Below are 14271 nucleotides of genomic sequence, written 5' to 3' on the forward strand. Positions count from 1 at the left end.
AGGTTTCCCATGCTGCACAGCTTCGATGTCCTGGTTATCGGAACGGGAACGGCCGGCTACACCCTGGCCCTCGCGCTCAGCAAGGCGGGGCGGCAGGTTGCCGTCGTCGACCAGCTCCCCTACGGCGGCACCTGCGCCATGCGCGGCTGCCAACCCAAGAAGTACCTGGTGGCGGCCGCCGAAGTGGCGCAACTCTCCCACCAGATGTCCGAGATCGGGATCCACCCCGAGGCGAAGATCGATTGGCCCGCCCTGATGCGCTCCAAGTCCGCCTTCACCGACGCGGTTCCGGAGCGCACCGAGCGCAGCTTCGAGAAGGCCGGCATCCACCTCTTCCACGGCAGCGCCAGATTCAGCTCGCCCGGCGAGGTCGTCATCGGCGACGAGGAGAACGTGCAGGCCGAACACTTCGTCATCGCGACCGGCTCGCGCCCCGCGCCGCTCAACTTCCCCGGGGCGGAACTGATGAGCACGAGCGACGACTTTTTGAGCCTCAGCTCCCTGCCGCGCCGCATCCTGTTCATCGGCGGAGGCTACATCTCGCTGGAACTCGCCCACGTGGCGCGCGCCGCCGGAGCCGCAGTCACCATCCTGCACCGCGGGGAGCGCATCCTGAAGCGCTTCGACGCCGAGCTCACCGTCCGGCTCGCCGAAGCGGCCCACGCCCGGGGGATCGTCATCGTCACCGGCATCAACGCCTGCTCGTTCGAGCGCTACCGTGGAGCCCTGATGACCTACGGCGCCGCGGGGTGCACCGAGAGCTTCGTCTCCGACATGATCGTGAACGGCGGCGGCCGGATCGCCGACCTGGAGAGCCTCGATCTCGAGGCCGGGGGGGTGGAGCGGGTGCCGCGCGGGGTCGCCGTGAACCAGTACCTGCAGAGCACCACGAACCCGCGGGTCTACGCCATCGGCGACGCCTGCGACTCCCCCTACCAGCTGGCCACGGTGGCCGACATGCAGGCGGAGGTGGCCGCCTTCAATATCCTGCACGGCAACCAGGTGGCACCGGACTACGCCGCGGTGCCGACCGTGGTCTTCAGCCATCCCCCGCTGGCGAGCGTCGGGGTGACCGAGGAACAGGCCCTGAAGTCCGGCGCCCGTTTCCGGGTGAACCGCGGCTCGATGGCCAACTGGCCGTCCTCGCGGCGCATCGGGCAGCAGCACGCCTACTTCAAGGTGCTCCTGGAGGCGGGCACCGGGAAGGTCCTCGGCGCGCACCTCCTGGGGCACGGAGCGGAAGAGGCGATCAACATCTTCGCCATGGCCATGAAGTTCGGCCTCACCAACCGCGACCTGAAGCGGGTGCTCTGGGCCTATCCCACCCACGTTTCCGATCTGAAATACATGATTTCCTGATCCAGACCCGGATCGCATTCAATGCCCCCAGGAGGATGTCCCATGCCAGTCCAGCTCCGTATCTACACCATCACCCCCGGCAACCTGCAGCAGTTCGCCCGCGAATGGCAGGAAAAGATCCGGCCGGCCCGCGAGAAGGTCGGCTTCAGCATCCCCGGTGCCTGGAGTGTCCCGGAAACCGGCCAGTTCGTCTGGCTGATGGAGTACCCGGACCAGGCGGCCTGGGAGGAGCGGGACCGCGCCTACTTCGATTCCGACGAGCGGAAGGCGATGGATCCCAACCCGGCGCGCCTCATCGCCAAGATGGAGCAGTACTTCGTCGAACCGGTTACCTGACGGAAAAAAGTTTTTTTGTTTGACGCACCGTCAAATCTTTGAAGAGAAGAGACCGGCACTGCGGGGCGGGGGTTGAGGCAAAAAAAGGCGCCCTTGGCGAATGGAGGGTTCGCAAGGGCGCAAAAGGGGATCCTGCTTGTTACGTCTGGTACTGGTCCCAGGTTCTCTTCCCGGTGAAACGGTATCCGGGGGTATCCGGGAAGTTCCCCGTTTGGTCCAGTAACCTCCATATTTCAATTATGGTGCCAAGAAGATCTTTTGCGGTGACACCGAAGAACAAGGTTGGACCGCACGATGGTGGGGAGAAAAAAAAGACAACCGGGGGGGCCTCAGTTGTCGGATTACGGCAAAAAAAAGGCGCCGACCAAAAGAAGGAGAACTCTCAGTCGGCGCAAAAAGTGGGGTGTTGCTGGTTACTGCTGTGCTACCTCGGTTACCTTGGTCCAGACTGCTATGCTAATGTTTCGGTCGAGAAGTTCCCACAGCCTGCCCGGGTCTGGGAGAGCTGGCTCGACGGAACGGGTCGTCGTCGTTGAGTCGGTGTTTCGCCGCGCCCTGAAGGCGGCCAGCGAAACCAACATGCCCTTGCTCATGACTTACCTCGTCATCTTTCTGGTCAGGCGCCCTAGCGTCACTCGTTCGCCCGACGCCTTATCCCTTTACAAATCCGGTGCCAGAACGCGATAAAACCAAAAAAGCAGCGTAAATCGCATAGTTACGCCTCGCCGGCAGGGTTTCCGAAAGCGCCTGAAAAGTGCAGGCGCTGAACAGCATCCGGGCCAGAGCCGGCCAAGTCGCCGGAGTGGCGCGGAATAGCAGATTTTCAACAGCAGTTCAACATCTGCACAGTCGCCCACCAACAAGAAAAGGCCACGGTTCGCACCGTGGCCTTTTCTGCGTCCTACCTGCTATCTTCCCGGGAAACTACTTCTGGACCCAGCGCCCGTTCTGCAACTGGACCCACCAGCCGGGCTGGGCCGCCTCGCGCTTGGTGTCGGCGTAGGTCGCTGCGGCCTTCCCCATCACCTGGTCCAGGGCGGCTTTGCTCTCTTTCTGCTTGTTCAGCTTGACGATCGCCTTGGCCATGCTGGTAACCACGGTCTTTCTGCTCTGGTTTTCCGCGGCGAGCAGGCTCTCGTCCTGCGCCGCCAGCTTCGCCTTGTCACGCACCGACACCAGCCCCTGGTTGGTAAGTCCGACTGCGCCACTTGCGAACAGGTCGTTCAGCCTGGAGAGCCTGCGGTTCATCTCGTCGTAGGCCTTGAGCACCTCCGGCATGCTGGAGAGCTCCACCGCCAGGGCGTCGGCATCCACGTCGGCGGCAAGCGCCTCCGACACCAGGGAGAAGGAAGGGATCTCGTCGAAGAGCCGGCTCTGCGGCTTATCCGGTTGCGCCTGCTGACCGGGCGCCGGAGCGGGCGGAGCGGGCTCGCCGGTCGGAGTACCCGGGGTACCCTTGTCGCCCGGCGCTTTCAGGAGCATCTCGTCCAGGGACTTGTAGGCTTCCTTGGCGGCCTTCTCCGGGAAATACACGTTCACGGTTATCACCGCGCACGCGGCCAAAACTGAGCAGGCAGCGGCCAGCAGGCACTTCAAAAGTCGTCGCTTCATGTGAACCTCCAGGTGATGGATAAGGTAACGGCAGCCTGTGTCGGGGGCGCCGGAATCATCAGCTTTGCGCCGTGCCAGCTAACAATATAGCACGCTTAGCATTTATGGGAAGCCTCTCGTGGCTGCGCAGCCGCTTACTCGCCCCATTTGAACTCCGGGGCCGGCGCCGCCTCGGGTGCCGCCTCGGGAGCACCCGCCGGAGCCGGCTCGCCGGTGGCAGCCTTCCCACGGGTGGCAGCCTGCTTCACCGAGTCGAGCAGGTGGTCCAGGGCGATCCGGTTCTGGGTCGGTGCGATGGAGACGTTCAGGTCCTTCACGCCGATGAAGTTGGTGTGCAGGATCTTCAGGCTGTCGAAGGTGAGGTAGCCACCCTCCATGATCGCCTTGATCTCGGCTTCGTCGTAGCTGCGGTCCGAGCGGAAGAAGAAGCCGCTCAGCTTCTGCTTGGCAAGCCGCTGCAGGAACTCCTTGCTCACCAGCATCTTCTCCCCCTTCCCGTCGCGCGCCCAGAGTTCGGTGAACCCCGTGATGCCGGCCAGGCCGTGCGCGCCGCCGCTTACGCTGAAGACGCCATCCACCCGCCCCGAGATGTACCCCTGGATCCCGGGGAAGATGCTGCAGAGCTGGCGCAGGCTCATGCCGTTGAGCAAGAGGTCGCCGCGGTAGTTCACCCCCTGGTGCAGGGTAAGATACCCCTTCCCCAGGAGCGCCCCTTCGTAGAGCGAGGAACTGAGCGCGGAGATCTCGGTTGTGCCGCGGGTGGCGTTCAGGTGCATGGTCAGCGCCCCAAGCTCGAGCGGTCCGAAGGCTATCTTGGCGACCCGGACCACCTCGCCGCTGGAGCGCTGGCTGCGCAACTGTTCCAGGAGCTTTTGGTAGTTGTCCCGGCTAAACGCCATGCTGGCCGGTGGCTTCCCCCCCGCTTTCCCGGAGAGGTCGAGCGAGAAGGGGAACCTGCCGTCGATTCCGGAGACGGTCAGCTTCTGCTGCGGGAGCTCGAAGCGCGCCCCCTTGAAGTCCAGGGTCCCCTCGAGGAGCCGGCTCCCCTGCCCCAGGTCGAGCCGCCCCTGCGCGGCCAGCGCTCCGTCCAGGTTTGCCTCCTGGAGCGCACGCGGCAGCAGGTCGATGAGCGCGTCGACCAGGTTAGTGGCGCTGACCTCTGCCAGGGTGAAGGTGAACCACCCGGCACGCTCGGGGGCGAAGGGGCGGTTGAGAGTTCCCCGGATCCCGAGGTTGACGCCAGGGCCGGGCATGAGCTGCGCCTTGGTGACGCTGAGCTGGTCCTTGGCAAGCTCGCCGCTCAGATTCAGGGCGGCGCCACGGACGAGCCCCTTGCCGCCGGATCTGGTAAGTGCCACCTCGCGCGCCGCACCGTCCAGCCGGCAGGCGAAGCCGGGACCCTTCTGGTAGCTCCCCGCCAGGTGCAGGTCGACCTTGCCGGCCGCCGGGAGCACGCTCGGGTTCTTGGGGAGAAACGGGGCAACGTTAACCAGCTCCGCATCCTTGAGCGTGAGATCGAAACGGGTGCCGCTTCCGGGCGCGAAGGGATCCGCGGAGACCACCCCGGAAAGGGCGCCGCCGGCGAGTTTGCCCCCCAGCTCTGCCTTGCCGCCGGCCTTGGCAAAGCTGAGCTTCAGCACCGGGGCGGCAACCGGTTTCCGCTGCCAGGTAAGCGCTGCGGCACTGAGCTCCCCGGAGCCGTCGATCCAGCGCCCGCCCGCCTCGGAAACGATCCGGCCGCGCAGCGCACCGGCAAGCGAACTCACGGCCAGCTCCTTCCAGGAAAGCGAGGCACCGTCGAACTGCAGCACGAGCGGTGCCGGGCCCCCCTTCGCACCCGAGGCGGCCGGCAGCGTGGTGTTGAGATGCGCGAAGGAGAACCTAGTCGCGCCGAGCTCCGCGCGGGCCGCTTCCAGGCTCAGCTGGCGGTCGGCAAGGCGGTAGGCGAACCCGGCCGAGCCGCGGGTGGCGTCCCAGGCGGCGCCCTTGAGATCGGCGTTCCCCTCGGCGAAGAGATGCCCTGCCGAGCGACGCAGCTTCGCCGCCACGACGCCGTCCTTCAGCTCGACCGCGTTTTTGCCGCGCCTGCCGGAAACACCTGCGAGGTGTACGTTAAGCGTCGCCGTCAGCTGCTGCAGGTCCCGCCCCGAGGCTTCGAGCTCGAGCGCGGCCGTGCCGGAGCTTGCGCTGACCTGGTATTTTTGCAAAAGCGACTGGAAGTTGGCCAGCCGCGCCGCCGGCACCTTGAGCGAGAGGTTCAGGGGGGCGGGGCGCGCAGGGTGGTAGGCTCCCTTCCCGGAGAGATCGGTTCCGAAGACCCGGGCGCTGAAGCCCGAGCTCTCGGCGCTTACCGGTTTGAGCCGCGGAGAGAGCTCGACCCGCACCGGCAGGTCGAGCGCCTCGACGAGCGCCGCGCTCTTTGCTGCAGAAGCGCTGCAGCGCCCCTGGGCAAGCACGCCTTCCGGGCTGCGCGAGAAGGTCAGGTCGCTGCTGAGCCCCGCCACCAGCAAACGGCCGGCCCGCTCCAGCCTCCCCTCCCGCAGGTGCAGGCTTCCCGTTGCCGTGGTCAGCTCATTGCCGCGCCCCGCCAGGTGCAGGGTATCGCCGGAGAGCCGCCCCGCCACGCTGAGGCCGCGGCGCGCTTTCTCGGGGACCAGCGCCCCCAGGTGCGCCAGGTCGACGTCGCTGAAGCCGAGGTCGGCGGCGAAGGCCCGCTCTTTCTTCACCCCCCGCACGGTTGCGCTCGCGCTGACGCGGACCAGGCCGTCCAGCTCCAGCCGGGCCATCTCGAGCCGGGCCGTATCGCGCTTAAGGCCGTAGCCGGCGGCGAACTCGAGCCGGCCGGCGAGCGGGTACGGCTTTCCGGCGACCCGGTAGCTCATGCCGGCGAAGCGGAACAGGCCCGAGGCGGAGAGTTCCTTACGGTGCAGTCCCGCCTTGAGTTCGAGGCTCCCGGTGCCGCCCTGCAGCAGTTCCGGCACCTTGAGCTGCAACAGGGCAGCGGTTTTTGCCAGGGCGAGCCGCGGCGCCGCCAGCTGCAGGTCGAGGTCCGGCTCCGGGCCGGGGCGCAGCTTGCCGGTGAGGGTAAAGCGGTTGCGGCCGGAGTCCTCGAAAGAGAGGTCGAGGTCAGAGGAGGTGGAACCCTTGGTGGCGAGGTTGTACACCTTGAGCGAGATCCCCTCGACCCCCTGGCCGTTTATCGTGAGGGAGCCGGAGTCGAGTGCCAGCCGATCGATCCTGGTTTCGGTGGGTGAGGGTTTGCGTGCGGCGAGCAGTTTCTGCAGCTGGCTGAAGTTCCAGGTCCCCCGGCTGTTCTGCTCCAGGTTCACCTTGAGTCCCTTCAGCTCGATGAGCCGGTAGCGCTGCCGCCCCGCCATGAGGTCGCTCCAGCTGGGCGCAACGGCCACGGTATCGGCTGCGGCCAGGTTCCCCCTGGCAAATCCCGGCGGGTTTTCCAGTTTCAGGCCGCGCAGGTAGAGCGTGGCGCCCGAGATCTCGAGCCGCTCCACCACCAGGCCCTGGTGCAGGAAGGACGAGCCGAGCCGGGAGAGGTGGCGGGCCGGAAGCGGCGTGGCCAGGTAGAGCCCCGCAGTCAGCACCATAAGGATCAGCAGGCACGCAACTGCCAGCAAGATGCGCCGCAGCAGGCTGCGCCTTGTCCCCTGGTTTTCGGTTTTCTCGTGCGCCGGTTCAGACATGCACTAGGGCCCTCGACCGTAGAATTTGCCAGCACCTCATTGTACTACAGGTTTTCCGATTGGTGCCGCGGTCTCCCGCCATCCCTGGGGATCCGGAACAGCCGCGGCAAAAGGAGCAAAGGGCACCCCGACGAGGTGCCCTTTGCGGTAAGGCGGACTGCAGAAGGGGTGCTACTCCGGCAGGGAGGGGAGTTCCAGTCCCGCCATGCGCTGTACCATGCGCACCACCTGGCAGCTGTAGCCGAACTCGTTGTCGTACCAGACGTAGACCACGCAGCGGTTTTTCTGCACGATGGTGGCGAGCGAATCGACCACGCCGGCGTGCCGCGAGCCCACGAAGTCGCTGGAGACCACGTCCGGCGAGTTGGTGAAGTCGATCTGGTTCTGCAGCGGCGAGTCGAGAGAGGCGGCGCGCAGTTCGCCGTTCAGCTCCTCGACGCCGGTCGCGGCGCCCAGCTCGAGGTTCAGGATCGCCAGCGAGACGTTGGGGGTCGGGACCCGGATCGCGTTGCCGGTGAGCCTGCCGGTCAGCTCCGGGAGCACCTTGGCCACCGCCTTGGCGGCGCCGGTCTCGGTGATCACCATGTTCAAGGGGGCGCTGCGCCCGCGGCGGTCGGCCTTGTGGTAGTTGTCGATCAGGTTCTGGTCGTTGGTGTAGGAGTGGCAGGTCTCCACGTGGCCGCTCACGATCCCGAAGCGGTCGTGGATCACCTTGAGAACCGGGACGATGGCGTTGGTGGTGCAGCTTGCCGCCGAGAAGATCTTCTCCTGCGAGACGATGAGCTCGTTGTTCACCCCGGACACCACGTTCGGGATGTCCCCCTTGCCCGGTGCGGTCAGGAGTACCTGCGCGACGCCGGGTGCCTTCAGGTGGCGCCCCAGCCCTTCGCGGTCGCGCCACTTGCCGGTGTTGTCGATGAGGATCGCGTTGTGGATGCCGTACTGGGTGTAGTCGACGTTCTCCGGGGCATCGGCGTAGATGATCCGGATCATGTTGCCGTTGGCGATGATGGCGTTTTCTTCCTCGTCGATGGTGATGATCCCGTTGAAGGGGCCGTGCACCGAGTCGCGGCGCAAGAGGCTCGCGCGCTTCACCAGGTCGTCGGGACTCCCTTTGCGCACCACCGCGGCGCGCAGCCTGAGCTTCTCGCCGCTGCCGGACTTCTCGATGAGGATGCGGGCCAAAAGGCGCCCGATGCGGCCGAAGCCGTAGAGCACGATGTCCTGAGGTTCGCTCAAAAGCGGGGTGCGGCCGGTGTTGACCGCGGCCAGTTCCTGGCGCACGAAGCTGTCCAGGTCGAGCTTGCCCGCCTGCGCCTGGTAGCGCACGGTGAGCCGGCCGATATCGATGCGGGCCGGGGCCAGGTCCAGCTTGGCCAGGGCCTCGAGGACGGGAAAGGTTTCCAACACGGTAAGCTCGTCGTCCAGGATCAGGCGAGCGAAGCGGTGCGCCTTCAGGATGTCGATGGTCGGCGTGTTGACCAGGGAGCGGCCGTACACGGTGGTGACCACGTTGTTGTCGCGGTACAGGTGACCGATGATGGGGAGCATGCGCTCGGCATACTCTTCGTGCCCCTGCCATTCCTTCAGATAGACTTCTTGTTTCTCGGTGTTCATGTGCGATCCTTTCTGTTGATGTACCGCCAGCCAGGCATCGCTTCCACTGTCCCAGTAACCAAAGCGAACCGTTAACACAGCACCTTGTCCTACTATGGCACAGCGAGGTGGATCCACTGTCAAAGGGCGGCAGGCGACGTATCGGCGAGGGCTGAACTGAGTATATTACTGCATAAATTTCGCGTAAACAAACAGAAAAACTCGGACACCTCCTTAAAGATTCTTTGCACGATGTCCGCTTCGCAGCAACGCCTCCCCCCGCTTTTGCCGCGCGTCCTGCGCCCGTGGCGTCCCCCGCACCTTGCTTAGCCTTGGCAAGTCGTGGTATTCTCACTTGGTTTTAATCCCCGTGAAGGATGCACTTTTCATGAAAACCGTCGTACTTCTCGTCATGTCCAACGTCTTTATGACCTTTGCCTGGTACGCCCACCTGCGCAACCTGCGCGCCGCGCCGCTGATCGTCGCGGTGCTGGCCAGCTGGGGGATCGCCTTTTTCGAGTACCTGCTGCAGCGGGGTACGGGATCTTCACCCTGGCGCAGCTCAAGATCATCCAGGAGGTGATCACCCTTTCGGTGTTCGTCCCCTTCGCGGTCTTCTACATGGGGCAGCCGCTCAAGCTCGACTACCTGTGGGCCGCCCTGTGCCTCGCCGGAGCGGTCTTCTTCATCTTTCGCAGCTGACGCGCGGCAGCGTCTCTTGTGCCCGCGGGAAAACTCTTTACTATTTCTCGTGTCAAAGGAGGGAACCTTATGAGTGACAAGCCCATCGGCGCCGGCAAGAGCAGTTTCGAGCTCATCGACTTCCCGGCCCTTTTGGCCGAGCTCCCCATGGCCGACGACACCTGCCTCTTGGACCTGGCCTGCGGCGCGGGGGCCTACTCCCTGGCACTTGCAGAGCGTCTGGGCAAGGAGGCGGAGATCTTCGCCTACGACTTGTGGGCCGAAGGGATCGAAAGGCTCAACCGGGAGATCGAGGCCCGGCAGATCAAGCAGATCCAGGCCGGGCTCGCCGACGTGACCCAGTCGATCCCCCTGGAGGACGGCTGCGTCGACGTCTGCCTCATGGCGACGGTGCTGCACGACTTCGTGGCCATCAAGGCTGAGCAAGGGGTCTTGGGCGAGTTGGCACGGGTGGTGAAACCCGGGGGGACGCTGGCGGTCGTCGAGTTCAAGGTGCTGGACGGCCCGCCGGGCCCGCCGCGCGAGGTGCGCATCAGCGCCGAGACCGTGGCAAAGCTGGTCTGCAGCCACGGGTTCCGTCTCGCCGGGATGAAGGAACTGGGCCCTTACAACTACCTCTCGCTCTTCCAGAGAAACAAATAACGTCACACGGGAGTTTTCATGATCAGCGTCATCGCCTCCATCCGCCTCAACGAAGGTGCGCGGGAGAGTTTTCTGCAGATTTTTAACGCCAATGTCCCCGCAGTGCGCCGGGAGGACGGCTGCCTGGAGTACTACCCCGCGGTCGACGTCGACTCGGGAATCCCGGTGCAGCGCCTCGACGCCGACATAGTGACCATCCTCGAGAAGTGGCAGAGCCTCGAGGCACTCCGGGCGCACCTCGCCGCCCCGCACATGCTCGCCTACAAGGAAAAAGTCGCCCCCCTGGTCAAGGAGACCGTGCTCAAGGTGCTGACCAGCGCCGAAGGGTGAGCGACCCGCTCCGGAGGGATCCATGAAAAAGAAACCGGTCAAACCCGCCTCGAAAGGTGGCCTGCGCGTCGTTGCCCTCTTCGAGGCGATGAAGGGTGTGCTGGTGCTGCTGGCGGGGTGCGGCCTGTTGACCTTCATCCACAAGGACCTGCACGAGGCCGCCATTCACCTGGTCCGGGTGCTCCACCTGAACCCTGCGAAGCACTACCCGAGCATCTTCATCGACGCCACCAACAAGGTCACTGACCTGCAGCTCTGGATGATCGCGCTCTCGGCGCTGCTCTACGCGACGGTGCGCCTGGTCGAGGCCTACGGGCTCTGGCGCCAGATGCAGTGGGCCGAGTGGTTCGGGCTCCTTTCCGGGGCGATGTACATCCCGCTGGAGATCTTCGAGGCCTCCCGGGAGTTCACCTGGCCCAGGATCACCGTCCTCGTGGTGAACCTGGCGGTGGTCGGCTACCTGGGCGACGCGCTTTTGCGCTCGCGCAAGAGTCCCAAGTTCGTCAAATAAAGGTTCCTGAATTCCAGATGGGCCTGAAAGAGAGGAGCTACCATGCAGCACAGGATCGTGAAGAAACAGTACAACTCGAAGCTCTGCTTCATCTGCGGGCTGAAAAACGGCTCCGGGTTGCAGGCCTCCTTCTACGAGACCGAGGGGGGCGAACTGATCGCCACCTTCACCCCGAGCGACGAGCACCAAAGCTACCCCGGGCGGCTGCACGGCGGTATCGCCTCGGCGATCCTGGACGAGACCATCGGGCGCGCCATCCTGGTCGGGCGCGAGGAGGAGATCTGGGGGATCACCATCGACCTGAGCCTGAGCTACAAAAAGCCGATACCGCTCGGGGTCGAGCTGAAGGTGGTGGGGAGGATCACTGAGGAGAACAGCCGCTTCTTCCACGGCACCGGCGAGATCGTGCTGCCCGGCGGCGAGGTGGCGGTGACGGGTAAGGGGAAGTATCTGAAAGCGCCCTTGGACAAGATCGCCGATTTCGACCGCGACGCCCAGGAGTGGGCCGTGGTAGCGAGCGAGCGGGATCCCGAAATTATCGACATTTAACAGGCTTCTGCCGCAAAAAGGCACAAAAGGCACAAGAGAAACCCGAAGGGGGGCAGGCACCGTCTCGTAAAGGCGGGACAGTTATAAAAAAGGGGACCGGCACCTTGCGGAGCCAGTCCCCTTCACCATTCACCGCCGACCGATTACTTCGAAACCCTCAACGAAAAAAACCCGGCCCGCCTTTCGCGCCAGCCGGTTTTTTTGTGTCTTTTGTGCTTTTTTTTGCGGCAAAAAGATTTTGCTAGTTACTTCAGCCACTTCTCCAACGCGACCAGCGAGCGCTCCAGATCGGCCTTGCTGTGAGCCTCGATGGTGTAGGCGGCGTTCGGGGCGTAGCGCTCCATGAGATCGAAGTAGAGCTCGAAATCGATGGCCCCCTCGCCCGGCGGCGCGTGATCGTCCCGGGTGCCGCTGTTGTCGTGGATGTGCACCTCGGTGATCCGCTCGCCGAGCACCTCGAACCACTCCGGCATCCCCACCTTCTTGAACAGGTTCCAGTGCCCCACATCGAAGCAGTGTCCAAGCTGCGGATCCCCCACCGCCTCGAAAAGCCGCCTGAGCATCTCCGGGTCCTCGTCGAAGATGTTCTCCACCGCGATCCGGGTGTCGATCCGCCGCGCCCGCTCGAGCACCATCTGCCAGGCCGGCACGCTGTGGGCGAGCCACAAGTCGCTCGCCTCGCCGTAGCGCCAGCGGTCGAAACCGGGGTGGAATACCATCACCTCGGGACGCAGCATCTCGGCGGCGTCGAGCACCTGGTTGAAGCGGTTGAGCGTCGCCTCGCGCAGGTAGCGCTCGAAGGAGCCGGGGTTCAGGTCCATGAAGGGGGCGTGGATGGTGCAGCCGAGCCCCCCCTCACGCAACTTCTCAGCCACCCCCTCCAGCTCGCCCGGATTGAGCGTCTCGAGCGCATCGGCGGAGAGGAAGATCTCGGGGTTCAGGCGGTTTTCCAGAAGGTACGGGAGATGCCCGGCGAGCTGCGGGAAGGGGACGTGGACGAAGACGCGTTTACTCATGGGGCCTCTTGTGCTTCTTGATGGTTTCCTCGGCGCAGCTCGAGCAGCGCACCAGCTGGTCCAGCTTGGTGATGGCGGTCGGCTCGCCCAGGACGATCAGGGTGTCGCCGGACTCGATCCTGGTGTGCGACTCGGGGTTGAACCCCATCTTGCCGCTCTCCTTCTTGATGCCGACGATGATGACGCCGGTCTCCTTGCGAAAGCCGGAACTCGCCAGGCTCTCGCCGATGAACCCGGAATGCTCCGGTATCACGATCTCCTCCATCTGCAGTTCCATGTGCTCGTGGCCGGTCGCTATCTCGATGAAGTCGACCACCGTGGGGCGCAGGATCGCCTGGGCCATCCTGGAGCCGCCGATCAGGTAGGGGGAGACCACCTTGTTGGCGCCGGCGCGCTTCAGCTTGATCTCGGACCCCTCCTCGCCGGAGCGGGCCAGGATGTAGAGGTCCGGGTTCAGCCCCCGCGCGGTCAGGGTGATGTAGACATTCTCGGTATCGGAGGTGACGACCGAGATGAGCCCCTTGGCGGTCTTGATCCCGGCCTTCAACAGGGTGTCGTCCACGGTGGCGTCGCCGCGCAGGAAGAGGTAGCCGTGACCGTCGGCCTCCATCCGTTCGATGGTCTCGGCGTCCTTCTCCACCACAACGAAGGGGAGCGGTTTCGCCGCGAACTCCTTGCAGATGAGGGCACCGATGCGGCCGAAACCGCAGATGATGTAGTGATCCTGCAATGCCGCAATCGCCTTTTCCACCTTCTTCCTCCCGATGATGCGATGGAACTGCCCTTCGAACATGATCTGGGCCAAGCTGCCGACGATGTAACCGATGACGCTCACCCCGAAGAAGATGAGCAGCATGGTGAAGACCTTGCCCGGGGCGCTTAAGGGCTGCACCTCGCGGAATCCGACGGTCCCCAGCGTGATCACGGTCATGTACAGGGCGTCCAGCGTGTCCCATCCCTCGATCGCGATGTAGCCGAAGGTCCCGAAGGAGAGCAGCAAGAATAGCACGCAGATGGATATCTTCAGATGTCGGACCGGATCCATGAAAGCCCCCTTGGCGCGACAAGATACCGTTGCAGAGCCTAAATTTCAAGACAATTGCGCGAAATAGCTTGAAACTTCGGGGAAGTCCTTGACAAATTATGGATACTGTATACAATACTCCGCGATCTTGGGGGGGCCAATGAAGAAGAACGTCGAGAAGCATCTAACCCTTAGGGAACGGATCCTGGAAACGATCCGCGACGCCATCATGACCGGTGCCCTGAAGCCAGGGGAGAAGGTAGCGGAGCCGGAGCTCGCCTCCCGCTTCGGCATCAGCCGCACCCCGATCCGAGAGGCCTTCCGCCAGCTGGAGTCCGAAGGGTACCTCACCGTGGTGCCGCGCAAGGGTGCCTTGGTTGCCTCGTTTTCTCCCAAGGATGTCGAGGAGTTCTACGCCATCAAGAGCATTTTGGAAGGGTACGCGGCCCGCAAGGCGTGCAGTCGGCTCAGCACCCGCGAGATCGCCAAGCTCGAGGGGATCAACGAGAAGCTCCGCGAGATCGCGGCGGAAGGGGACGTGCGCCACTTCTTCAAGGTGCACAACACCTTCCACGACACCTTCATCAAGGGGGCCGGCAACGAGAAGCTGCACGAGATGATCGGCGGGCTTTTAAAGAAGTTCCAGCGCCTCAGGCTCGCCTCGCTCAGCAAGCCCGGGCGCATGCTGATCTCGGTCGAGGAGCACGAGAAGATCATCGAGGCCTTCCGCAACCGCGACGCGGTGCTCGCCGAGATGCTGGTGCAGAAAAACGCCGAGTTCGGCGGCAAGGTGCTCATCGAGGAGGAGCGCCTCCAACTGAACGCCGGCGGCTACCCGGAGACCGATCTCTAACCGTATCGTCCACCGTCTCTGCCGCGGCCCCGCCTCGAGCGCCC

The 14271-nt window shown here is 64.3% G+C and carries 12 protein-coding genes and 1 pseudogene; 8 read left to right on the plus strand and 5 right to left on the minus strand.

Annotation, left to right across the window (positions count from 1 at the left end):
* Positions 1-9: 9 nt before the first annotated feature.
* Both GMST_RS04285 and GMST_RS04290 read left to right on the plus strand, forming a co-directional pair.
* Positions 10-1359 carry a dihydrolipoyl dehydrogenase family protein gene (locus GMST_RS04285; RefSeq protein WP_183353395.1) on the plus strand — a complete coding sequence of 450 codons (1350 nt, stop codon included), beginning with the start codon at positions 10-12 and terminating at the stop codon, positions 1357-1359.
* 42 nt (positions 1360-1401) lie between these two features.
* On the plus strand, positions 1402-1695 hold the full coding sequence (locus GMST_RS04290; RefSeq protein WP_183353396.1) for an NIPSNAP family protein: 294 nt from the start codon (positions 1402-1404) through the stop codon (positions 1693-1695).
* A gap of 924 nt (positions 1696-2619) precedes the next feature.
* Here the strand turns inward: GMST_RS04290 and GMST_RS04295 are convergent.
* From GMST_RS04295 to GMST_RS04305, 3 genes are all read right to left on the minus strand, one after another.
* A complete protein-coding gene (locus tag GMST_RS04295; protein WP_183353397.1) occupies positions 2620-3306 on the minus strand; it encodes a DUF1318 domain-containing protein in 687 nt (228 codons plus the stop codon).
* A gap of 134 nt (positions 3307-3440) precedes the next feature.
* Positions 3441-7004: a DUF748 domain-containing protein gene (locus tag GMST_RS04300; protein ID WP_183353398.1), complete on the minus strand. Its 3564-nt coding sequence runs from the start codon at positions 7002-7004 to the stop codon at positions 3441-3443.
* 171 nt (positions 7005-7175) lie between these two features.
* Positions 7176-8621, minus strand: coding sequence for a glyceraldehyde-3-phosphate dehydrogenase (locus GMST_RS04305; protein WP_183353399.1), 1446 nt, complete (start codon positions 8619-8621; stop codon positions 7176-7178).
* Positions 8622-9027: 406 nt separating this feature from the next.
* Here GMST_RS04305 and GMST_RS04310 point away from each other — a divergent pair.
* The 5 genes and pseudogenes from GMST_RS04310 to GMST_RS04330 all read left to right on the plus strand — a co-directional run bounded on the left by GMST_RS04310 (position 9028) and on the right by GMST_RS04330 (position 11334).
* Positions 9028-9302, plus strand: a pseudogene (locus GMST_RS04310) (DMT family protein).
* 69 nt (positions 9303-9371) lie between these two features.
* Positions 9372-9944: a class I SAM-dependent methyltransferase gene (locus tag GMST_RS04315; protein WP_183353400.1), complete on the plus strand. Its 573-nt coding sequence runs from the start codon at positions 9372-9374 to the stop codon at positions 9942-9944.
* Between the two features lie 18 nt (positions 9945-9962).
* Positions 9963-10274, plus strand: a complete 312-nt coding sequence (locus GMST_RS04320) for a putative quinol monooxygenase (protein WP_183353401.1) — start codon at positions 9963-9965, stop codon at positions 10272-10274.
* Between the two features lie 22 nt (positions 10275-10296).
* Entirely contained in the window at positions 10297-10785 is a 489-nt protein-coding gene (locus tag GMST_RS04325) for a DUF2127 domain-containing protein (protein ID WP_183353402.1), read from the plus strand.
* Positions 10786-10827: 42 nt separating this feature from the next.
* Positions 10828-11334: a PaaI family thioesterase gene (locus GMST_RS04330; RefSeq protein ID WP_183353403.1), complete on the plus strand. Its 507-nt coding sequence runs from the start codon at positions 10828-10830 to the stop codon at positions 11332-11334.
* A 245-nt stretch (positions 11335-11579) separates the two neighbouring features.
* On the opposite strand, the gene GMST_RS04335 is transcribed toward GMST_RS04330, so the two are convergent.
* Positions 11580-12350 carry a sugar phosphate isomerase/epimerase family protein gene (locus GMST_RS04335; RefSeq protein WP_183353404.1) on the minus strand — a complete coding sequence of 257 codons (771 nt, stop codon included), beginning with the start codon at positions 12348-12350 and terminating at the stop codon, positions 11580-11582.
* Entirely contained in the window at positions 12343-13395 is a 1053-nt protein-coding gene (locus tag GMST_RS04340) for a potassium channel family protein (RefSeq protein ID WP_183353405.1), read from the minus strand. Before GMST_RS04340 ends, GMST_RS04335 begins: the two co-directional genes overlap by 8 nt.
* Positions 13396-13534: 139 nt before the next feature.
* On the opposite strand from GMST_RS04340, the gene GMST_RS04345 reads away from it, so the two are divergent.
* Entirely contained in the window at positions 13535-14227 is a 693-nt protein-coding gene (locus tag GMST_RS04345; RefSeq protein ID WP_183353406.1) for a GntR family transcriptional regulator, read from the plus strand.
* The last annotated feature ends 44 nt before the right edge of the window (positions 14228-14271 follow it).

Origin of the sequence: Geomonas silvestris, assembly GCF_014193515.1 — a bacterium.
Taxonomy (GTDB): Bacteria; Desulfobacterota; Desulfuromonadia; order Geobacterales; family Geobacteraceae; genus Geomonas; species Geomonas silvestris.

What these genes read in the sequence shown, in the direction of transcription:
- GMST_RS04345 (WP_183353406.1), top strand. Translation starts at nt 13,535, where the DNA reads ATGAAGAAGAACGTCGAGAAGCATCTAACCCTTAGGGAACGGATCCTG.
- GMST_RS04340 (WP_183353405.1), bottom strand. Translation starts at nt 13,395, where the DNA reads ATGGATCCGGTCCGACATCTGAAGATATCCATCTGCGTGCTATTCTTG.
- GMST_RS04295 (WP_183353397.1), bottom strand. Translation starts at nt 3,306, where the DNA reads ATGAAGCGACGACTTTTGAAGTGCCTGCTGGCCGCTGCCTGCTCAGTT.
- GMST_RS04300 (WP_183353398.1), bottom strand. Translation starts at nt 7,004, where the DNA reads ATGTCTGAACCGGCGCACGAGAAAACCGAAAACCAGGGGACAAGGCGC.
- GMST_RS04335 (WP_183353404.1), bottom strand. Translation starts at nt 12,350, where the DNA reads ATGAGTAAACGCGTCTTCGTCCACGTCCCCTTCCCGCAGCTCGCCGGG.
- GMST_RS04320 (WP_183353401.1), top strand. Translation starts at nt 9,963, where the DNA reads ATGATCAGCGTCATCGCCTCCATCCGCCTCAACGAAGGTGCGCGGGAG.
- GMST_RS04285 (WP_183353395.1), top strand. Translation starts at nt 10, where the DNA reads ATGCTGCACAGCTTCGATGTCCTGGTTATCGGAACGGGAACGGCCGGC.
- GMST_RS04290 (WP_183353396.1), top strand. Translation starts at nt 1,402, where the DNA reads ATGCCAGTCCAGCTCCGTATCTACACCATCACCCCCGGCAACCTGCAG.
- GMST_RS04305 (WP_183353399.1), bottom strand. Translation starts at nt 8,621, where the DNA reads ATGAACACCGAGAAACAAGAAGTCTATCTGAAGGAATGGCAGGGGCAC.
- GMST_RS04325 (WP_183353402.1), top strand. Translation starts at nt 10,297, where the DNA reads ATGAAAAAGAAACCGGTCAAACCCGCCTCGAAAGGTGGCCTGCGCGTC.
- GMST_RS04315 (WP_183353400.1), top strand. Translation starts at nt 9,372, where the DNA reads ATGAGTGACAAGCCCATCGGCGCCGGCAAGAGCAGTTTCGAGCTCATC.
- GMST_RS04330 (WP_183353403.1), top strand. Translation starts at nt 10,828, where the DNA reads ATGCAGCACAGGATCGTGAAGAAACAGTACAACTCGAAGCTCTGCTTC.